The organism is Actinomadura rugatobispora (assembly GCF_042656285.1).
Classification (GTDB): domain Bacteria; phylum Actinomycetota; class Actinomycetes; order Streptosporangiales; family Streptosporangiaceae; genus Spirillospora; species Spirillospora rugatobispora.
Genome location: NZ_JBHSON010000068.1, coordinates 65,562 through 85,591 on the forward strand (window position 1 = coordinate 65,562; position 20,030 = coordinate 85,591).

General features: G+C 73.3%; 18 protein-coding genes. 11 read left to right on the top strand and 7 right to left on the bottom strand.

The genetic code is table 11. The features are described from left to right. Window positions 1–138: 138 nt before the first annotated feature. From ACFPZN_RS37745 to ACFPZN_RS37755, 3 genes are read left to right on the top strand one after another with little or no spacing between them, the layout of a single operon-like run. A complete protein-coding gene (locus tag ACFPZN_RS37745) occupies window positions 139–1,035 on the top strand; it encodes an ABC transporter ATP-binding protein (RefSeq protein ID WP_378287300.1) in 897 nt (298 codons plus the stop codon). Further along, the gene (locus ACFPZN_RS37750) at window positions 1,032–1,883 is read left to right on the top strand and encodes an ABC transporter permease (protein ID WP_378287301.1); all 852 of its coding nucleotides are present in this window, start codon (window positions 1,032–1,034) and stop codon (window positions 1,881–1,883) included. Before ACFPZN_RS37745 ends, ACFPZN_RS37750 begins: the two co-directional genes overlap by 4 nt. Window positions 1,884–1,923: 40 nt before the next feature. Continuing rightward, window positions 1,924–4,227, top strand: a complete 2,304-nt coding sequence (locus tag ACFPZN_RS37755) for an ATP-binding cassette domain-containing protein (protein ID WP_378287302.1) — start codon at window positions 1,924–1,926, stop codon at window positions 4,225–4,227. A 92-nt stretch (window positions 4,228–4,319) separates the two neighbouring features. Here ACFPZN_RS37755 and ACFPZN_RS37760 read toward each other — a convergent pair whose 3' ends face one another. After that, complete coding sequence (locus ACFPZN_RS37760) at window positions 4,320–5,189, bottom strand: hypothetical protein (RefSeq protein ID WP_378287303.1); 870 nt, start codon at window positions 5,187–5,189, stop codon at window positions 4,320–4,322. Then, window positions 5,186–6,112: an ABC transporter ATP-binding protein gene (locus ACFPZN_RS37765; RefSeq protein ID WP_378287304.1), complete on the bottom strand. Its 927-nt coding sequence runs from the start codon at window positions 6,110–6,112 to the stop codon at window positions 5,186–5,188. Before ACFPZN_RS37765 ends, ACFPZN_RS37760 begins: the two co-directional genes overlap by 4 nt. A 142-nt stretch (window positions 6,113–6,254) precedes the next feature. Between ACFPZN_RS37765 and ACFPZN_RS37770 the strand changes: the two genes are divergently transcribed. Beyond that, window positions 6,255–7,508 (top strand): sensor histidine kinase, encoded by a 1,254-nt coding sequence (locus ACFPZN_RS37770; RefSeq protein ID WP_378287305.1) that lies wholly within the window; start codon window positions 6,255–6,257, stop codon window positions 7,506–7,508. Further along, complete coding sequence (locus tag ACFPZN_RS37775) at window positions 7,505–8,197, top strand: response regulator (RefSeq protein WP_378287306.1); 693 nt, start codon at window positions 7,505–7,507, stop codon at window positions 8,195–8,197. Before ACFPZN_RS37770 ends, ACFPZN_RS37775 begins: the two co-directional genes overlap by 4 nt. Before the next feature lie 26 nt (window positions 8,198–8,223). On the opposite strand, the gene ACFPZN_RS37780 is transcribed toward ACFPZN_RS37775, so the two are convergent. After that, window positions 8,224–9,588: an FAD-binding oxidoreductase gene (locus tag ACFPZN_RS37780; RefSeq protein WP_378287307.1), complete on the bottom strand. Its 1,365-nt coding sequence runs from the start codon at window positions 9,586–9,588 to the stop codon at window positions 8,224–8,226. A 97-nt stretch (window positions 9,589–9,685) separates the two neighbouring features. Between ACFPZN_RS37780 and ACFPZN_RS37785 the strand changes: the two genes are divergently transcribed. Next, complete coding sequence (locus ACFPZN_RS37785) at window positions 9,686–10,654, top strand: helix-turn-helix transcriptional regulator (protein WP_464044061.1); 969 nt, start codon at window positions 9,686–9,688, stop codon at window positions 10,652–10,654. On the opposite strand, the gene ACFPZN_RS37790 is transcribed toward ACFPZN_RS37785, so the two are convergent. Continuing rightward, window positions 10,651–12,381, bottom strand: coding sequence for a sensor histidine kinase (locus ACFPZN_RS37790; protein WP_378287309.1), 1,731 nt, complete (start codon window positions 12,379–12,381; stop codon window positions 10,651–10,653). The genes ACFPZN_RS37785 and ACFPZN_RS37790 overlap by 4 nt on opposite strands. A gap of 145 nt (window positions 12,382–12,526) precedes the next feature. Here ACFPZN_RS37790 and ACFPZN_RS37795 point away from each other — a divergent pair, with 145 nt between their 5' ends. Next, the gene (locus ACFPZN_RS37795; protein WP_378287311.1) at window positions 12,527–13,222 is read left to right on the top strand and encodes a response regulator transcription factor; all 696 of its coding nucleotides are present in this window, start codon (window positions 12,527–12,529) and stop codon (window positions 13,220–13,222) included. A 38-nt stretch (window positions 13,223–13,260) separates the two neighbouring features. Here ACFPZN_RS37795 and ACFPZN_RS37800 read toward each other — a convergent pair whose 3' ends face one another. Further along, window positions 13,261–14,307 carry an Acg family FMN-binding oxidoreductase gene (locus ACFPZN_RS37800; protein WP_378287312.1) on the bottom strand — a complete coding sequence of 349 codons (1,047 nt, stop codon included), beginning with the start codon at window positions 14,305–14,307 and terminating at the stop codon, window positions 13,261–13,263. A 247-nt stretch (window positions 14,308–14,554) separates the two neighbouring features. Between ACFPZN_RS37800 and ACFPZN_RS37805 the strand changes: the two genes are divergently transcribed. The 3 genes from ACFPZN_RS37805 (at window position 14,555) to ACFPZN_RS37815 (ending at window position 16,140) form a co-directional block, all read left to right on the top strand. After that, window positions 14,555–14,905, top strand: a complete 351-nt coding sequence (locus ACFPZN_RS37805) for an STAS domain-containing protein (protein WP_378287313.1) — start codon at window positions 14,555–14,557, stop codon at window positions 14,903–14,905. A 30-nt stretch (window positions 14,906–14,935) separates the two neighbouring features. Next, window positions 14,936–15,616 (top strand): CBS domain-containing protein, encoded by a 681-nt coding sequence (locus ACFPZN_RS37810; protein ID WP_378287314.1) that lies wholly within the window; start codon window positions 14,936–14,938, stop codon window positions 15,614–15,616. Between the two features lie 98 nt (window positions 15,617–15,714). Beyond that, the gene (locus ACFPZN_RS37815; protein WP_378287315.1) at window positions 15,715–16,140 is read left to right on the top strand and encodes a pyridoxamine 5'-phosphate oxidase family protein; all 426 of its coding nucleotides are present in this window, start codon (window positions 15,715–15,717) and stop codon (window positions 16,138–16,140) included. A 23-nt stretch (window positions 16,141–16,163) separates the two neighbouring features. Here the strand turns inward: ACFPZN_RS37815 and ACFPZN_RS37820 are convergent, their stop codons facing one another. Together ACFPZN_RS37820 and ACFPZN_RS37825 are read right to left on the bottom strand one after the other, a co-directional pair. Continuing rightward, window positions 16,164–17,666 carry a MutS-related protein gene (locus ACFPZN_RS37820; protein WP_378287316.1) on the bottom strand — a complete coding sequence of 501 codons (1,503 nt, stop codon included), beginning with the start codon at window positions 17,664–17,666 and terminating at the stop codon, window positions 16,164–16,166. Beyond that, complete coding sequence (locus tag ACFPZN_RS37825) at window positions 17,663–19,219, bottom strand: MutS-related protein (protein ID WP_378287317.1); 1,557 nt, start codon at window positions 19,217–19,219, stop codon at window positions 17,663–17,665. Before ACFPZN_RS37825 ends, ACFPZN_RS37820 begins: the two co-directional genes overlap by 4 nt. A 478-nt stretch (window positions 19,220–19,697) precedes the next feature. Here ACFPZN_RS37825 and ACFPZN_RS37830 point away from each other — a divergent pair. Next, the coding region (locus ACFPZN_RS37830; RefSeq protein ID WP_378287318.1) for a hypothetical protein at window positions 19,698–20,030 on the top strand (333 nt) is incomplete at its 3' end.

A 20,030-nucleotide genomic window follows, 5' to 3' on the forward strand; every position in this document is an offset into this window, starting at 1 on the left:
CTAGCGAAAAGGCTAGACGGAAACTTCAATGAGACGCTTGAAGGTATGAGAACAAGGGCGCATATTGACGACAGCCCGGAAAAGACCGTTCGTCAAGAATCCGCCACCGAGCCCGCCGTCGAGGTCCGGGGCCTTCGCATGCGGTACGGCACCACCGACGTGCTGGGCGCGGTGGATCTGCGGGTGGAGCGCGGCGAGGTCGTGGCCCTGCTCGGCCCGAACGGCGCCGGCAAGACCACGACGATCGAGATCCTGGAGGGCTTCCGCAGGCGCTCCGCGGGCGAGGTGCGGGTGCTCGGCACCGATCCGGAACGCGGCGACGAGGCGTGGCGGGCGCGGCTGGGGATCGTGCTGCAGTCGTGGCGCGACCACGGCAGGTGGCGGGTCGGCGAGCTGCTCGCCCATCTGGGCCGCTACTACGCCCCCTACGGCGCGCCGGGACGCCCCCGCCCCCACGACGTCGCCGAACTGCTCTCCCTGGTCGGGCTGGCCGAGCGGGCCGGCGCCAGGGTCGCCGACCTGTCCGGCGGGCAGCGGCGCAGGCTGGACGTGGCCGTCGGCATCGTCGGCCGTCCCGACCTGCTGTTCCTGGACGAGCCGACCGTCGGCTTCGACCCGCGGGCCAGGCGGGAGTTCCACGGCCTGGTGCGGCGGCTGTCGGACCTGGAGGACACCGCGATACTGCTCACCACCCACGACCTGGACGAGGCGGAGCGGCTCGCCGACCGCATCCTGATCCTGGCGGGCGGCCGGATCGTGGCGGACGGCACCCCGGCGCGGCTGGCCGCGCAGGTCTCCCGCGAGGCCGAGGTCCGCTACAGCCTCGACGGCGAACCGCGGGCCCGGTCGGTCGAGGACGCCACCGGTTACGTGCGCGGGCTGTTCGAGCGCCACGGCGACGCCGTCGGCGACCTGGAGGTGCGCCGGGCGAGCCTGGAGGACGTCTACATGGAGATGGTCAGGGAGTTCGAGTCCGGCAAGGCCGCGCAGGCTCCCGCCGAGCTCACCGCCGAAGCCGCCGGGGAGGCGGCGTGAGCGGGCAGGCGGTCGCTTTCAGGGCCGGGCTGGAGCGCGGGCGGATCGAGTTCCGGCAGAGCGCCACCAGCGTGCAGGAGGTGTGGGGGGCGCTGTTCTTCCCGGTCGTCGCGCTGGCCGTGATGTACATGCTGAGCGGCGGCACCGTGCCGGGCGCCGACTTCTCCCTCGGGTCGCAGGCGGTCCCCGGCATCCTGGCGATGAACATCGTCCTCAACGGGATGGTCTCGGTGGCCATGACGCTCACCACCGAACGCGAGGACGGCACGCTGCTGCGCGCGAAGGCGACGCCGAACGGCATGACCGGCTATCTCGTCGGCAAGGTGCTCGGACGGGCCGGGATCACGGTCGCCGGGCTGCTGGTGCCGCTGGTCGCGGCGGCGTTCCTGTTCGACGGGCTGGAGTTGGGCGCGGTGTCGTCGTGGGCGACGCTGGCGTGGGTGCTCGCGCTGGGGCTGCTCGCCGCGCTGCCGATCGGGGCGATCCTGGGCTCCCTGTTCAGCAGCCCCCAGGGGATGGGCGTGGTCATGCTGCCGATGATGGGGCTGACCGTGATCTCCGGGGTGTTCTACCCGGTCACGGCGCTGCCCGAGTGGCTCCAGTGGATCGCGCAGGCGTTCCCGCTCTACTGGCTGGGGCTCGGGCTGCGTTCGGCGATGCTGCCGGACGCGGTGGCCGCGGCCGAGATCGGTGATTCCTGGCGGCACCTGGAGACGGCCGGCGTGCTCGGCGCGTGGGCGGTCGCGGGACTGGTCGTGGCGCCGGCGGTGCTGCGGCGGATGGCGCGGCGCGAGTCCGGATCCAGCGTCGCCGCCCGGATAGAAAAAGCCGTACAGCGTACAGTGTAGGGTTCTCCGAGTTTCCCCCACCTTTGACAGAAGGGTCTTCGTGGTCTCCAGCCAGCAGCCGGGCGGCGTCCGCCGCTCCGGTCACCGCGCCGCCGACGCGCACGACCTCATCCAGGTCCGCGGCGCGCGGGAGAACAACCTCACCGGCGTCTCCCTCGACATCCCCAAGCGGCACCTCACCGTCTTCACCGGGGTCTCCGGCTCCGGCAAGTCCTCCCTGGTCTTCGACACGATCGCGGCCGAGTCACGGCGGCTGATCAACGAGACCTACACCGCGTTCATCCAGAACTTCATGCCGAGCCTGGCCCGCCCCGAGGTCGACGCGCTGCGCAACCTGAGCGCGGCGATCATCGTGGACCAGGAGCGGATGGGCGCCAACTCGCGCTCCACCGTGGGCACCGCCACCGACGCGCACACCATGCTGCGGATCATGTTCAGCCGGATCGGCACGCCGCACGTCGGACCGCCGCTGGCCTTCAGCTTCAACGCCGCCGAGGGCATGTGCCCCGCGTGCGAGGGGCTCGGCCGGGTCTCCGACATCGACGTCGACGAGCTGGTCGACCGGGAGCTGTCGCTGAACGAGGGGGCGATCAAGGTCCCCGGCTTCGGCGTCGACACCTACTACTGGCAGCTGATGGCGAACTCCGGCCTGTTCGACCCCGACCGCAGGCTGAAGGACTTCACCGCCGCCGAGTGGGAGGACTTCCTCCACAAGCCCGCCACCAAGATCAAGATCGAGAAGTACAACCTCACCTACGAGGGCCTGGTCGTCAAGGTCCGGCGGCTCTACCTGGCCAAGGACCGCGAGTCCATGCGGCCGCAGGCGCGCGAGTTCGCCGACCGGGCCGTCAAGCTCACCCCGTGCCCGGACTGCGGCGGCGCACGGCTGAACGAGGCCGCCCGGTCCTGCACGATCGACGGCCGCACCATCACCGAGTGCTCGGCCATGCAGATCAGCGACCTGGCCGAGTTCGTCCGCACGGTCCGCGATCCGGCCGTCGGACCGATGCTGGAGGCCCTCCGCGACACCCTCGACTCGATGGTGGAGATCGGCCTGGGCTACCTGAGCCTGGACCGCGAGTCCGGGACGCTGTCGGGCGGCGAGGCGCAGCGGGTGCGGATGGTGCGGCACCTGGGCTCCAGCCTGACCGACGTCACCTACGTGTTCGACGAGCCCACCGCCGGACTCCACCCGCACGACATCCAGCGGATGAACGACCTGCTGCTGCGGCTGCGCGACAAGGGCAACACGGTGCTGGTCGTCGAGCACAAGCCGGAGATGATCGCGATCGCCGACCACGTGGTCGACCTCGGGCCGGGCGCCGGCGCGCAGGGCGGCCGGCTCTGCTACGAGGGCGACCTGGACGGGCTGCGCGCATCCGGCACGCTCACCGGCGACTACCTCGACCACCGGGTGGAGCTGCGGGACAAGCCGCGGACCCCGAGCGGGCACCTGCGGATCGAGAACGCCTCCTTGCACAACCTGCGCGATGTCAGCGTCGACGTCCCGCTGGGCGTCCTCACCGTGGTCACGGGCGTGGCCGGGTCCGGCAAGAGCTCCCTCGTCCACGGCTCGCTGCCGCGGCGGGACGGCGTGGTCGTCGCCGACCAGTCGCCGATCCGCGGGTCGCGGCGGTCCAACCCGGCCACCTACACCGGGCTGCTCGACCCGGTCCGCGCCGCGTTCGCCAAGGCCAACGGCGTCAAGCCGGGCCTGTTCAGCGCCAACTCCGAGGGCGCCTGCCCGGCCTGCAAGGGCATCGGCCTGATCTACACCGATCTGGCGATGATGGCCGAGGTCGCCTCGGTGTGCGAGGAGTGCGAGGGCCGCAGGTTCACCCCGGAGGTGCTGTCGTACCGGCTGAACGGCAAGAACATCAGCGAGGTCCTCGGCATGCCGGTGGCCGAGGCCCGCGAGTTCTTCACCACCGGGCAGCCCCGGGTGATCCTCGACCGCCTGGCCGCGGTCGGGCTCGGCTACATCGGCCTCGGGCAGCCGCTCACGACCCTGTCGGGCGGTGAGCGGCAGCGCCTCAAGCTGGCCATCCACATGGCCCGCAACGGGTCCACCTACATCCTGGACGAACCCACCACCGGCCTGCACCTGGCCGATGTGGACCACCTTCTCGCCCTGCTGGACCGGCTGGTGGACGACGGCAACACCGTCATCGTCATCGAGCACCACCAGGCCGTGATGGCGCACGCCGACTGGATCATCGACCTGGGACCGGGAGCCGGGCACGAGGGCGGCCAGGTCGTCTTCACCGGCACCCCCGCCGAACTGGTCGACGAGGGGACCTCGCTGACCGCCGTGCACCTCCGCGAGTACGTGCACCGGCCGTGAACGGTGGGCCTGCGGGGCGGCGGCGACCGCCCCGCAGGCCCACCGCGTCACACCAGGTCAGAGCCGAGCACCACGGCGCCGGCGGGAGGGGCTCAGACGTCGCGGCGGTGGACGACGGCCACCGCGATGATCACCGCGACGAGCGCCCACGCCCCGTACACGGTCCAGGCCTCGGCGATCCCCACCGGATAGCGGGCGGGCACGTGCCGTGCCGCCGGATTCTCCACCAGCGCCGACCACGCCGAGACCGGCATCGCGTTGCCGATCTCCTTGACCCACCGGTAGGTCTCCCCCATGAACAGCCTCGGCAGCACCGCCAGCACCACGACCACGGCCACCACCGTGCCCGCGACGTGCCGGACCAGCGCGCCGAGGGCCATGCCGACCAGCCCGCACAACGGCGCGAGCAGCGCGGACGCCGCGACGGCGCGCAGCGCTCCGGGGGCGCCGAACGGCAGCCCGATGCGCACCTCGGCGTAGAACGCCTGGGTCAGCCCGAACGAGGAGGCGGCCACGACCGCGCCGAACACCAGCAGGGCCGCCGTCACCACGGCCGCCTTGGCCGCGATCACCTGGCGGCGGGCCGGCACCGCGGCGAACGTGGTGCGGATCAGCCCGCCGGCGTACTCGCCCGACACCGCCATCGCGCCCACCGCCCCGGCGATGATCATGAGGATCAGGTAGGCGTCCGGGACGAACGCGGCGTGCGCCGGGTCGATCGCCAGCCGCTGCTCCTCGGTCCCGTTGGCCTGGATGAGATGGACGTTGGAGCGCGCGGAGTTGGCGCAGATCCCGACGACGGCCAGCGCGCCCGCCGCCAGCACGCCGTAGGTCGAGCGCAGCGACCACAGCTTGGTCCACTCGGCGGAGAGGAGGTGACCGAACCGGGCCCGGGGCTCGGCGGCGCCCTCGCGGCGGGCCGTGGACGTCGCGCCGCCCTCCGGCATGCTCGCGGTGCTCATCGGCTCCGCCCCTCTTCCCCGCCCGCGCCGCGGAACTCGGCCTCGCCGGCGGTGAGCTCCATGAACGCCTGCTCCAGGCCGGAACCGCGCGGCGTGACCTCGTGCAGCATCACCCGGTGCTCGAACGCCAGCTCGGCGATCCGCGCCGCGCCGATCCCGCTCACCACGCACGTCCCGTCGTCCTCGCGCCGCAGTTCGGCGCCCTCCGCGGTCACCAGCGCGGCCAGCGCCGCCGGGTCCGGCGTGCGCACGGCCACGCCCGCTCGGGCGCCGCGGGCCGCGAACTCCTCCAGCGGCTCGGACGCGACCAGCCGCCCCCGGCCGATCACGATGAGATGGTCGGCGGTGTGCTCCATCTCGCTCATCATGTGGCTGGAGACGAACACCACCCGGCCCTCGGCCGCCAGCCGGCGCAGCAGGCCGCGCAGCCAGCGGACGCCCTCGGGGTCCAGGCCGTTCAGCGGCTCGTCGAACATCAGCACGGGCGGGTCGCCCAGCAGCGCCGCGGCGATCCCCAGCCGCTGCCGCATGCCCAGCGAGAACCCGCCCACGCGGCGGCGCGCCGCGCCCGCCAGGCCGACCTCCTCCAGGACCTCCGCGACCCGGCGGCGCGGGACGGCGTTGCCGCGGGCCAGCGCGGACAGGTGCGCCAGCGCGCTGCGCCCGCCGTGCACGTCGGCCGCGTCCAGCAGGGCGCCGACGTGCCGCAGCCCGCGCGGCCGGTCCCGGAACCGGCGGCCGCCGACGGTCACAATCCCGGCGGTGGGCTCGTTCAGGCCGAGGATCATCCGCAGCGTCGTGGTCTTCCCGGCGCCGTTGGGGCCGAGGAAGCCGGTGACGACCCCCGGGCGCACGGTGAAACTCAGCGCGTCCACGGCCGTCACCCGGCCGTAGCGCTTGGTCAGTTCAAGGGCTTCGATCACCCGGCCCACGGTGCCGGAGGCCGCCGGGGCGGGGCATCGGACCACGGTCGGCAAACCGGCGGCGGCCGCGCGGCGGCCGTCGACCGCGGATGTAGGCCACCGGTCCGATGCGCCGCCACCGACCGGCCCTTACGATCACGGCATGGACGTGACGCCGCCTCCACCGCTGATCAGGCGGCTGCCGCCGGGAACCTGGACGGCGCTGGCCTGGATCGCCGCGCTGGCCTACTCCTACGTCACGAGCGTCCGGCTGCCGGGCGAGGTGGAGGATCTGCGCCCCTCGCCGGTCTTCTCCGAGCTGTGGGCCGGGCACCTCTACAGCCTGGCGGCGGCCGCCGTGACGACGCTGGCGGGCAGCGCGCTGCTGGGCCGCCGCCCGCTGCCCGCGCTGGCGCTGCTGCTCGCCGGCTCGGTCTTCATGGCGATGGCGCTGAACTCGACGGAGATCACCTTCGAGCAGTTCCTGGCCGCCGAGGTCGCCCTCTGCCACATCGCCCTGACGCGTCCCCGCCGTGTCTCGGCCGCCGCCGCGGCCCTCGCGCTCGGCACGCTGGCGGGGTACGCCTCGGTGCGGCTGCTCCTCGGCTACCCCATCGGGACGGCGATCGAGCTGGCCGTGGGGCTGACGGCCGTCATCGCCTGGCTGGTGGGCCACTCGCTGAGGCAGAGCCGGGAGCACGCGCGCACCCTCAACGCCCAGGCGGTCACGGCCGAACGGCTCCGGATCGCCCGCGAGCTGCACGACATGGTGGCGCACAGCATCGGCATCATCGCCATCCAGGCGGGCGCGGCCAAGATGGTCCTCGACACCCGGCCCGCGGCGGCGGGCGAGGCGCTGGGCGCGATCGAGAGCGCCAGCCGGGAGACGCTGGCGGGGTTGCGCCGCATGCTCGGCGCGCTGCGCCGCGCGGAGGCGCCGGCACCGGGCGCGGCCACTCCGGGAGCCCCCGGAGAACCGGCCTCCCCCACCGCGGCGGTGCCGCCCGCCGGGTCCGCGCCCGGGCTGGCGGACGTGGAGCGGCTGGTCGCCGCGACCTCGGCCGCCGGCGTCCACGTGGAGGTGCGCTGGCGTGGCGACCGCGATCCGCTCCCGCCCGAGATCGACCTGTCGGCGTACCGGATCGTGCAGGAGGCGGTGACCAACGTGGTGCGGCACGCCGGCGCCCGCCGCTGCCGGGTGACGATCGACCGGAGGGACGAGGAGCTGTCCATCGAGGTGGTCGATCCCGGGTGCGGCGGGCGCGGCCACGGCCACGGCACGCCGGGAGCCGGGTACGGCATCGTCGGGATGCGCGAGCGGGTCGGGCTGCTGCGCGGCGACTTCGCCGCCGGACCGCGTCCCGAGGGCGGATTCCGGGTCGCGGTCCGGCTGCCGCTGCCCGCGAGGGTCGGATGAGCGTCCGGGTGGTGCTGGCCGACGACCAGCCGCTGGTGCGCGCGGGCCTGGCCATGGTGCTGGCCGACGCCCCCGACCTGGAGCTGGCCGGGGAGGCCGGGGACGGCGCCGAGGCCGTGCGGCTGGTGCGGGAGCTGCGGCCCGACGTGGTCGTGATGGACATCCGGATGCCCGGCATGGACGGCATCGAGGCCACCCGGATCATCACGGCCGGTCCCGGGACGGCCCGCGTCGTCGTGCTGACCACCTTCGACGACGACGACTACGTCTACGGCGCGCTGCGCGCGGGCGCCTCCGGCTTCCTGGTCAAGGACATGGCGCTGCCGGAGATCCTCGCGGCGATCCGCGTGGTGGCGGCCGGGGACGCGCTGATCGCGCCGAGCGTGACCCGCCGGCTGATCGAGGAGTTCGCCGCCCGGCCCGAGCCCTCCCCCGCCCCCTCCCCGGCCCGGATCGTCCCGCCGTACCGGCCGGACGGCGGAGCCGGCATCACCGGGCGGGAGCGCGAGGTGCTGACGCTGATCGGCGGCGGCCTGTCCAACGCGGAGATCGCGGCGCGGCTCGTGCTCAGCGCGGCGACCGTGAAGACGTACGTGACGCGGCTGCTGGCCAAGCTCGACGCCCGCGACCGGGTGCACCTGGTCATCATCGCCTACGAGATGGGCCTGGTCTCCCCCTCGAACCGCTGACCCGCGCCGATCCGGCCGGTGCGGCGTTACCGGCGGGCGGGCGGGATCACGTGGTTGGCCCGCAGCAGGCCGTGCGGGTCGTACCGCGCCCTGAGCCCGGCGAGCCGCGCGTGGTCGGCGGGCGCGAACGCCGACCGGACCTCGTCCTCATCGAGCGGGCCGTAGCTGAAGTTCAGGGACCGTCCGAGCGCGTGCGGGGCGAACGGCGCGAGCGCGTCGTCGTGGTGGCCGCGCACAGTCTGCTCCTCGCCCGGCTCCACCGGCGACAGGATCATCACCGAGTACGCCGCGTCCCGGTGGCCGACCGCGTTGGCGGTACGCGGCGCGCGGGAGAGCGCGCCGCCCAGATGCCGCAGCCCCACCACGGACATGACAGGCGCCGCCAGGCCCGCCGCCTTCGTCAGCCCGGCCAGCGCCCCGGCGTCGAGATCGCGCACCAGCAGGTTCCGCGAACGGTAGGCGTGCGGCTGGTCGGGCTCGTCGAACACCGCGCCGGACTCGGTGTACGGCAGCACGCGCAGCGTGTCGCGCAGGACCGGGCCGAGGGAGCGCAGTGGTTCCACCAGGCGGCGCGCCTCGTCCTCGGTGCCCAGGTAGGAGATCTGGATCTGGGCGACGTGCCGTCCGCGCAGGGGCTCCGGCAGCATCGGCAGGTCCGGGTAGGGCAGCATCGACACCGCCGAGCTCATCTCCTCGGGGACCCCGGCGGTCCAGCGCCGCCAGGCGTCCAGAACCTCGGGGACCTGCCCGGTGTCGAAGAACAGGCCGCCGCCGTAGATCCGGTCGACCGGCATGAGGTCGATCTCCATGCCGGTGACCACGCCGAGGTTGCCGCCGCCCCCGCGCAGCGCCCAGAAGAGGTCGGGGTCGGAGTCCGACGTGACCCGGTGGGGCCGGGCGTCCAGGGTGACCAGGTCGACGCGGCGGACGTGGTCGGCGGCGAAGCCGTACCGCCGGGCCATGAGACCCGCGCCGCCGCCCAGCGTGTAGGAGACGGCGCCGACTCCGGGGAAGCTGCCCGACAGCGGCGCCAGGCCGTGCGGCGCGGCCGCCTCGATGACGTCCCGCCAGGTCGCCCCGGCCTCGAACCACGCTGTGCGGGCCTCGGGGTCGACGCGGACGGCGGTCATGCGGCGGGTGCTGACCAGCACGCCGCCGGTGGGGCGGGCGAGGCCGTGGCCGGTGGCCTGCACCGCCAGGGGCTCGCGGTGCTCGGCGGCGAACGCGACCGCGGCGCGGACGTCGTCCTCGCCGGCCGCGGCCACGACCGCCGAGGGTCGGTGCGGGTCGAGGAGCTGGAAGCCGATCCTCTCCTCGTCGTATCCGTCGGCGCCCGGCGCGTGGACGGGGCCCCGGGTGCGCGCGGCGAGTCGCTGTGTCGTGTCGTTCATGCGCCCCACGCTAGGAGCCCTTGAGGACACATCTTGTCCTCAAGGGCTGGCATTCTTGGACGGCATGGACGCGGAAAGGGACTCGGCCCGCAAGGACATGCCCGGGAGGCTGCTGCGCCTGCTGTCGCTGCTGCAGAGCCGGCGCGAGTGGTCGGGCGCCGAGCTGGCCGAGCGGCTCGGCGTCACGGGCCGCACGGTGCGCCGCGACATCGACCGGCTGCGCGCGCTCGACTACCCGGTGGAGAGCACGACCGGCACCGCGGGCGGCTACCGGCTGGCGTCCGGCCGGAACCTGCCGCCGCTGCTCCTGGACGACGAGGAGGCGATCGCCGTCGCCCTCGGCCTGGTCACGGCGGCGGGCGGCAGCGTTGCCGGGATCGAGGACAGCTCGATGCGGGCGCTGGCCAAGCTGGAACGCGTCCTGCCCGCGCGCCTGCGCCCCCGGCTGGCGGCCCTCGGCGGCGCCGCGGAGGCGATCCCCGCGCGCGGCGCGCCCCGCGTCGATCCCGGGGTGCTGGCCGTCCTGGCCTCGTGCTGCCGGGACCGGCAGCCGCTGATCTTCGACTACCTGAGCCGGGCCGGGGAGCCGAGCGCACGCCGCGTCGAGCCGCACCACCTGGTGACCCTGCAGGGACGCTGGTACCTGATCGCCTACGATCCCGGCCGCGCGGACTGGCGCACCTTCCGCGTCGACCGGATCGGGAGCCCCGTGCCCGCGCACGGCCGCTTCGCGCCACGCGACCTGCCCGCGCCCGACGCGGCGGCCTACCTCACCCGGTCGCTGGCGGCGGCCGCGTACCGGTACTCGGCCCGGCTCGCCGTCGGGCTCGGCGCCGAGGAACTGCGGGTCCGGCTGTTCGCCCACGTCCCCGGCGAGATCGAACCGCGCGGGCGGGAGGCGTGCACCGTCCGGCTCAGCGCCGAGTCCGCCGAACTCGTGGCCCAGTACGTCGCCGCGCTCACCGCGCTCGACGCCGATGTCACGCTGGAGGACGCCTCCGAAGAGGTCATCGCCCGGCTCCGCGGCCTCCGGAGCCGGCTGCCGGAAGAGGAATCCTCCGGTTAGAGGGCGTCCCGGTTCAGCGGGACGCTCCAGCGCAGCACCGTGCCGCCCCCGGAGCGGGATTCGATGCTGAACGCCCCACCCAGGCCATGGGCGCGTTCCTCCATGTTCCGCAGGCCGCTGCGCCGCACGTCCTCGGGGACGCCCACGCCGTCGTCCTCGACCCGCAGGACGAGCTCGTCGCCGCCGACGTGGACGGTCACCGCCGCCCGCGTGGCACGGGCGTGCCGGGCGACGTTGGACAGCGCCTCCTGGACCACGGCGAGCAGATGCTCGGCGATGTCCTCGGGGACGTCGGTGTCCAGGAGCCCGTCGAAGCGCTGGGAGGGGGCGAAGCCCAGGCGTTCGGCGGCGTCGTCGACGATGCCGTGCAGGCGGCTGCGCACGCTCTGCCGGTCGTCGGCGGTGGTCTGCAGGGCGAAGATGGTGGAGCGGATCTGCCGGATGGTCTCGTCGAGATCGTCGACGGAGCGCTGGATGCGCCCCGCCACGTCCCGCTTCTCGGTGATCTTGATCGCCGACATCAGGGTCATGGCGGTGGCGAACAGCCGCTGGATCACGGTGTCGTGCAGGTCCTTGGCGATCCGGTCGCGGTCCTCCAGCAGGGCCAGCCGCTCGGCGTCCCGGCGCCGGTCGGCCAGCTCCAGCGCGACCGCGGCCTGCGCGGCGAACGCCTCCAGCAGCCGCTGCGCCGAACCGCTGAACACCGCCCCGCCCGGCCGGTTGACCACCGACAGCACCCCGCGCGCCGAGGCCCCCAGCCCGAGCGGCACCACCAGCAGCGGCCCGAGCTCCGGGTCGGAGAGCGCGGGCACCCCCTCCGCCACGCCCCGGCCGTCCTCCAGCCGCACCGCCGATCCCCCCGAATAGACGTGCCCGGCGATGGCGTGGTCGATCGGAATGCGCAGTCCCGCCAGTTCGGCGGCGCGATCGCCGTCGGCGCCCGCCACGACGAACTCGCCCCCGGGCCCCTCCGCCAGGGCGACCATCGCCAGGTCGGCCTCGGCGATCTGCCGGGCCCGCTGCGCGACCAGCGCGGTCACCTCGTGCGGGTCGGTGCCCGACAGCAGCGCGGTCGACACCTCCGCGGAGGCCTCCAGCCACCGCTCCCGCCGCCGCGTCTCCTCGTACAGCCGGGCGTTCTCGATCGCCACGCCCGCCGCGGTGGCCAGGGCCGTGACGATGACCTCGTCCTCCTCCTCGAACCGCCCGCCACCGGCCTTCTCGGTCAGGTACAGGTTGCCGAACACCTCCTCGCGCACCCGGATCGGCACGCCCAGGAACGTGTGCATCGGCGGATGCCCCTCGGGAAAGCCGTACGACTCGGTGTGATCGGCGATCTCCGGCAGCCGCAGCGGACGCGGATCCTTGATCAGCAGGCCCAGGATCCCGAGTCCGTGCGGCCAGTGCCCGATCGCCTCGATCTCCTCCTCGCCCACCCCCACCGTGATGAACTGGACCAGCCGCTCCCCCTCCTCGCTGATCACGCCCAGCGCCCCGTAGCGGGCGTCGACCAGGGTGGTGGCGGCCTCGGTGATCCGGCGCAGCACCGTCTCCAGATCCAGCTCGCCGCCGATCGACACCACCGCCTCCAGCAGCGCGTGCACCCGGTCACGGGTCCCCCGCGCCGCCTCCAGCCGCGACTGAAGCTCGGCCAGCAGATCGTCCAGCCGCATCTGCGGCAGGATCACCCTGGCGCGCTCGTCGCCCGAACGCCGCTCCTGCGCCACCGGCCCAACCCCTTCACATGCCCTCGGCCGTCCCCTCACCGGATCCGGGACCTTGGTCCCGCCGCCGGCGGGGCCCACGGTCCTTCCTGCGCGCCGCCCCGCCCGCTAACGTCAATTCCATCACCGATCAAGATCGGGGGGAACGGTGGGCACCGAAGGGCGGCGGACGGAGGGCGGCGACGTGATCCGGGTGTTCCTGCTGGACGATCACGAGGTCGTCCGGCGCGGCGTGGCCGCGCTGCTCTCCGCCGAGGACGACATCGAGATCGTCGGCGAGGCCGGCACCGCCGAGCAGGCCCTGGCCCGGATCCCCGCCGCCCGGCCCCACGTCGCCGTCCTGGACGTGCGGCTGCCCGACGGCGACGGCGTGACCGTCTGCCGCGAGGTCCGCTCCGCCATGCCGGAGGTCGCCTGCCTCATGCTGACCTCCTTCGACGACGAGAACGCCCTCTTCGACGCCGTCATGGCGGGCGCCGCGGGCTACGTCCTCAAGCAGATCCACGGCTCGGACCTGGTCGGCGCCGTCCGCACCGTCGCCTCGGGCCAGTCCCTGCTCGACCCCCGCTCCACCGCCCGGATGCTCCAGCGCATCCGCGACCGCGACGAGCGCAAGGACCCCCTCGAGGCCCTCACCGGCCAGGAGCGCCAGATCCTCGAGCTCATCGGCGAAGGGCTCACCAACCGGCAGATCGGCGAACGCATGTTCCTGGCGGAGAAGACCGTCAAGAACTACATCTCCCACCTCTTCGCCAAGCTCGGCATGAGCCGCCGCACCCAGGCCGCCGCCTACGCCGCCCAGCTCAAGGCCCAGCGGGCCAAACGCGACGATCACGAACGCTAGCCGGGCCGGGCGACCGGCTGGAGATCAAGCCAGAAGGCTCAGAACTCCTCGCTGATCACCGCGTCCGCCGGGCGCCGGACCGAGTCGAGCTCGGGGCCCAGCGGCACGCCGAGCCGCAGCAGCATCTGCGGATACCGCCCGTTGCAGAACCGGGCGCGGATGAAGTCGCGCAGTTCGGGGATCTCCAGCGCCTGAGTGTGGAACGCGGCCGCCAGGCCCTCGTCGGAGGCGGCCCGCAGCAGCATCCGCTGGAGAGCCTGGCCGGCCCGGATCCAGTCGCGCGGCGTGTCGCCCGGCGTGGTGATCAGGAGGATGACCCCGGTCCCGGGCCGTGTCCCACCGGTCTCATGAACCTCCTGAACCTCATCGGCGATGTCCTGGGCGCCCCAGCCGTGCCCCCGGGCGAAGTCGCGGCCGGGGAAGTCCGGCTCGGTCCGCGGGGACCCTGCCGGATAGGCGCTCTCGTGGACTCCGTCGCGGCGTCCACTGCCCGGCACCGGGGCCCAGCGCGCCGCCTCGCCCGCATGGGCGGGATCGAGCCGCTGCACGTGCTCGGCGACGCGGGTGAGGCCGGCCAGCGCCTCCTGGGTGTGCGTCTCGACCGCCTGGATCAGTTGCGCCCCCTCCTGCTCGACCTCCCGCTTCAGAGCCGGCAGCAGCGAGGGCGGCGCCCCGGCGCCCCGGAACGCCCCGCGATGGGCGCGGCGCCGGTGGACCGCCGCGTAAAGCCTCAGGTCCTGCTCGTCGCCGGGGGTTCTGGTCCCCAGACGGACGTCGGCCAGCAGATGGGGCCGGTCCGGATCGGGCAGCACGTCGGTCTCGGCCTCGCGTCCGAGGGCCCGGATCGCGATCCGCAGCGTGCACAGCGCCGCACCGCAACTGATCAGCATCTCCCTGCCGCGGGGGTCGGCGGCGCCCAACCGGCGGTCGTCGTCGGCGCGCACGCTGACCCGCGAACCCCGCACGCCGAACGTCCACGGCTGGGTGTTGTGCACCGACGGCGCCCACACCGCCGCCTCCACCGCCTTCCGGACGATCCGCGCCGTCTCCTCCGCGGCCTCCCGCCCCACGTCGGCCGTTCCCATGGCGATCCCTCCCCCTCGATGGCCTGCCACCAGCCCACCACCCGGCCGCGGGGCACGGTCAGGGGCGAAGGTCCTCTGTCGCGGGACGCGGGCCTCGGCCGATGGCCGGGGACCCGACCTCGGTCCTGGCGGCCCACCGACCTTGGGACGCCTCAACCGGGACCTTGGTCCCTACTCACAGCGAGTGACGACGACGAAGGTTATGGAGAGATTTACGGATTTCCACCTAGAAGGCAGGACAATGAGCATGCCCCGACCGGCCGCCCAGGGAGGGCTCCCGCAGCTGACGGCCTCCATCAAGGGCTCGAGCGGCCCGGTGACGCGGCTGGGCGCGAACGGTGAGCTCGACCTCGCGACCGCCGGGGCGTTCGGCGCCCTGCTGGCCGACATGATCACACCCGACCGGCCGAGCGTCGTCATCGACGCCTCCCGGCTGCGCTTCTGCGACTCCCACGGGCTGGCCGTCCTGGAGATGGCCGACGCGCTCGCCGGGACGTGCGGCGGAACGGTCAGGCTGACCCGCGTACGGCCGCTGGTGACGAAGATCCTGAAGATCACCGGCCTGGAGGAGCGCTTCGTCGGCTCCGCGCCGCGCTGAGCCGGTCCGGACCCGCCCGGAGGAGGGCCCATGGAGACCACCGTTGAGAAAGTGATGACCACCGATGTGGTGACCGTTCCGGAGACGGCCTCCTTCAAGGAGATCGTCGAGGTACTGCGCCACCATCGCATGCACGCGGTTCCGGTGCTCGACGCCGAAGGCGGCGTCTCCGGGATCGTCTCCGCCGAAGACCTGATCCTGAAAGAGGCCGACCCCACCGCCGCGGAGGGCGAGCACCTGCTGGCCACCAGGCGCCGGCACCGCGAGTGGCGCAAGTGCGCGGCCGCGACCGCGGCGGAGCTGATGACCGCGCCCGTGCACACCATCGGCCCGCACGTCACCGTCCGCGACGCCGCCCGGGAGATGCGCCACCGCCGGGTCGGCCGGCTCCCCGTGATCGATCCGCGCACCGGCGCCCTGACCGGCATCGTGACCCGGTCGGACCTGCTGCGCGTGTACGACCGCCCGGACGAGGAGATCAGGCGCGACATCCTCGCCGAGATCTCCGACCGCAGCATCGGGCCCGACCCGGCCCGGCTCGAGATCACCGTGGAGCAGGGCTGCGCTCAGGTGCGCGGCAGCGTCGACCTCCGCTCGCGCATCCCGACCCTGATGCACGACATCCGCCGCGTCGAGGGGGTCGTCTCCGCGCAGTCCCACCTGGAATGGGGAACCGACGACCTGATCACCCGGCACTACCCGTACATGTGAGGGAAGGCCCGGCGGCCCGGCGCCGTGCAGAACAGGCCGGTAGGGATTGAGGACTTTCGGCCCTGATGGGCGGATCCCAGGACGGGCAGGCTGGGGCCATGCCACTCGACCATGGCGGGCTGGAGATCCTCGACACCGAGGAATGCCGGTCCCTGCTCGCCACCACCCCCTTGGGGCGCATCGTCTTCACCGACCGCGCGCTGCCCGCCGTCCAGCCCGTCAACTACGTCCTCGCCGACGGGGACGTGGTCATCCGCACCTCCCCCGCCTCCCGGCTCGCGACCGCCGCGGGCGACGCCGTCGTCGCCTTCGAGATCGACGACTTCGACACCGCGTCCAGGACCGGCTGGTCCGTGGTCGTGATCGGACGCGCCCGCGCCGCCACCGGCAGCGCCGAACTGGCCGCGCTGCGCGCGCTGCCGCTGCGGTCCTGGGCGCCCGGCGATCACGACCACTTCATCCGCATCCACCCCCAGCTGATCTCCGGCCGCCGCATCCCGGACTACTCCGCACCAGCCGTGTGAGCCTCGCATTCCGCGGAAGAGCGTCAGTTTTCGCGGGCGGGCTCGCCGAAGACGCGGGCGTACAGATCCATGGCGTGCGCGCTGCGGGACGGCGCGCCGGGGGCGAGCCGGAAGGTGGGCTCGCCCCCGGCGTCGCGCCCCGTGGTGAGGAACAGGCAGCGGACGGGCGGATCGGCGTGCACGCGGTGCGCGAGTGCGTACAGGTGCGTCACGAACACCGCCCGGACGCCGACCTCGGCCAGCCCCCGCAGGATCTCGGCGGCGATGTCGGAGCCCTCCCGCTCGTTGGTGGAGACGAACGACTCGTTGCACAGCACCAGCGCGCCGGGCCGCAGACGGTCGACGACCGAGCTCATCCTGGCCAGTTCCTCGTCCAGCTTGCCGTGCGCCATCGAGCGGTCCTCCTCCCGCCGGAAGTGGGTGAAGACGCCGTCGGCGGGCGACGCGGCGAAGCTCCGCGCCGCGACGAACATCCCGCCCTGCATCATGAGCTGGGCCAGGCCGACGCTGCGCAGGAAGGTCGTCTTGCCGCCCCGGTTGGCGCCGGTGACCATGATCAGACCGGCGCCGTCGGCGTCGACGTCGTTGTCCACCACCGCGCCGCCGAGCGACAGCGCCAGGCACGGCTCGTACAGGCCCCGCGCGGAGAGGGCGCGGTCGGCGGGCGCCCGCGGTTCGGGCAGGCAGACGGGCAGTCCGGCCCCGGAGAGGGCCTCGGCGAGGTTGAGGCAGCCGACGTAGAAGCCCAGCTCGTCCCGCAGGGCGAGGAAGAAGTCGCGGACGTGCTCCGCGGACTCGGCGGCGGCCCCGGCGACGTCCTCCAGGATGAGGTCCCGGAACGCGGCGATCGCACGCCAGCTGTCCTCGTGCTCGGCCGGGACAGTGTAGGTCAGTCCGGATCTGCGGAACCTCCGGGTGGACGGCGAGCGGCCCTTCCCCGGAGGTTCGTGCAGCCGGAAGCCGACGCTCTTGTTCCCGGGCCCCAGGCGGACGCTGACGATGATGCCGTGCTCGAACCGCAACTGTTCGACGACCGCCTCCGCCTCGCGTAGGTAGTCCTCGTCCGTCTCGGCACGGATCGACGCGAACAGGCGGGTGAAGCCGGTCGACCGGAACCGCCGTCCTTCCCCGGACGCGAAGGCGCGCAGGCGGCGCAGATGGTCGCAGAGCTCCTCCAGGACGCGCAGTGCCCGGTTCAGCATGCCCTGCGGGCGCCCGGCCGCCCCGCTCCGGAAGATCTTCTCCTCCGCCGCGACCGCCTCGTCGGCCAGGTCGTAGAGCGCCCGGACGGGCGAGGCGTTGCGCAGGCAGTCGTCCAGCACCTCCTGCCGGTAGACGATGGCGGCCGGGTCGGTGAGCGGCGCCGAGATCACCGACCGGGCCACGGCCAGCAGGCGTTCGTCTCCACGGGCCATGGCCGTCCACAGGTGCTCGAGCCGCAGGTCGTCGATCACCTCGCCGGGAAGCCCCTGCCGCGGTTCCCCGGGGCGGGCGTCGTCGCCGGGGGACATCAGGTGAGGTCTCATCGGCGTACCCGCTCCGTCAGCTGCGCGTAGGTCAGGCCGTGCCGCTCCGCGAGCGCGAGCGCGTGGGCGCGCCCGTCGGCGGCCCGGCGCACCACCTTGTACGTCCTCGTCGCCCGGCCGTCGTCGGCCACGGTGCCGACCATGCTCACCGCCTTGGGACTCAGGAGCGACAGCTCGTCGACGAAGCTCACCCACAGGCACGGCACGTCGAGCCGGGTGATCGCCGCGAGCACCCGCTCGCTCAGCGCCCGGGCGTCGTCCGGGGTCGTCGAGGTGAAGATCTCGTTCAGCACGATGACGCTGTCCGGGGTCGCGCGGTCGAGGAGCGCGCGCATGCGCAGCAGCTCCTCCTCCAGCTTGCTGGCCAGAGCGTCGTGCCGCTCGGCCCGCTCGTAGTGGGTGAGGATCCGGTCCGGGAGGAAGATCCGCACATCGCGTCCCGGGACGGGGCAGCCGAGGGCGGCCAGGTGGTAGAGCTGGCCGAACGCCCGCGACAGGGTCGTCTTGCCGCCCTGGTTGGGCCCGGAGACGACCAGAACGCGTTCGGCGGCGTCGAGGCTCAGGTCGTTGCCCACCACCCGCCCGCCCTGCCCGTCCTCCCCGGTCAGCTTGGCGGCCAGCGCGAGGTCGTAGACGTCCCGCGCGACCAGGGTCTTGTCGGTCCCGGACACCACCGGGTAGCAGATCGGCAGCCCCGCCACCCGCAGCGGCGCCAGGTAGGAGAGGTAGCCCAGGTAGAACCGCAGCTCGTGATCGACGCGGGTGATCTCGTCCGCCACGAAGCCGCGGTTGGCCTCGAAGAACGCCGCGAGGTCCCGGAACACTCCGGGGCACAGCTCCACGACGAGGTCCAGGACGCCGGCCTCGACGAAGTCCAGCCCCAGCCCCGGCTCGGGTCGCGGCTCGCCTCGCCGGTCCTGCCGCGACCGCTGCCGGAAGCGGTCGAACGTCGCCAGCACCCGTTGGGCGTAGTCGAAGCGGCCGTCCGGGTCGTGTTCGGCGACGGTGATCCGGTCGCCGCGAACCAGCAGGTCGTAGCGGACCTCGCCGAGCCGCTCGCGCAGCCGCAACGCCTGCTCGCGGACTCCGGTGAACGCGGCGGTACGGGTGTGCTCGGCCACGTCGTCGCGCAGGGCCCGCAGACCGGCTGCGGTCGCCCCGGCCGCTTCCAGCCCCTCGACGAGCCCGGTCACCGCCGCGGCGTGGTCCAGCACGATCTCCAGGAACCAGCGGTGCGCCTGCGGCGGATGCTTCCTGCGCTCCAGCGCCTCCAGCCGCCGCCGCGTCCCGGCCATCGACGCGGTGAACCGCTCGGCGACCTCGCGCACCGCCGGGTCCTCCAGCTCACGGAAGATCTGCTGGCGGAAGCCGACGAGGCCGGCATCGCGCAGCGGGCGGTGGAAGTACCGGGGCAGCCCCGGCACTCCGCCCGCCTTCGCCGCCGCCCGCACGATCTGGTCGAGGTTCAGATCCTGGAAATGCTCCGGCTCTCCGCGGGCGTCCGATCCGGCGTCGCCGTCGGACGTCCCGAACAGGATGCTGCGAATGGCCATCCGCCCACTCCTCGACGCGCTGCGCTCACCTGGAAAGCCCGCCCGGCCGCACCTCGGCGGTTATCAAGATACAGAGACGGGCGCCCGTCGCCGTCCGGGGCAAGGCGTCATCGGCGGCGGCCGATGGTGAGGACGACGGACCAGTGGCGCGTGAGCCGCCCGTCGGGGCGGGCTGCGAGACGCCGCCGTATCTCGTCGTAGAGGTGTTCGCGCTTGGCCGGTTCCATGGCGCGATGTGCCCGGAGAAGGTGTCCAGCAGGGACGTTCCTTGCGCATCCGGCTTGACGTTTTCCGCACCGGCATGCGATCCTACTTGCGGGATCGAGGTTTGACGCTGTCGTACGCGTGGACATCTGTATCTGTTTGCACTAAGCTGCCCTTCCGCGCGCACCCTCGCCGTCCCGCTCTTCCGAGGTAGAAGTGACGTCGTCCGGCGCGCGCAGTCAGTCCGCCGCGATCCCTCGGAAGGACCTTTTTGTTGGCAGCCTCGCGCAACGCCTCCGCAGTACCCGCCAGCCCCCGTCGCGTCTCTTTCGCGCGCATCAAGGAGCCGCTCGAAGTCCCTGACCTTCTCGCCCTGCAGACAGAGTCGTTCGACTGGCTGCTGGGCAACGAGAGGTGGAAGTCCCGGGTCGAGGCGGCCCAGCAGGCCGGAAGCAGGAGCGTCCCGACGCAGTCGGGTCTCGAGGAGATCTTCGAGGAGATCAGTCCCATCGAGGACTTCTCCGGGACCATGTCCCTGTCGTTCCGGGACCACCGGTTCGAGCCGCCCAAGTACTCCGTGGAGGAGTGCAAGGACAAGGACATGACC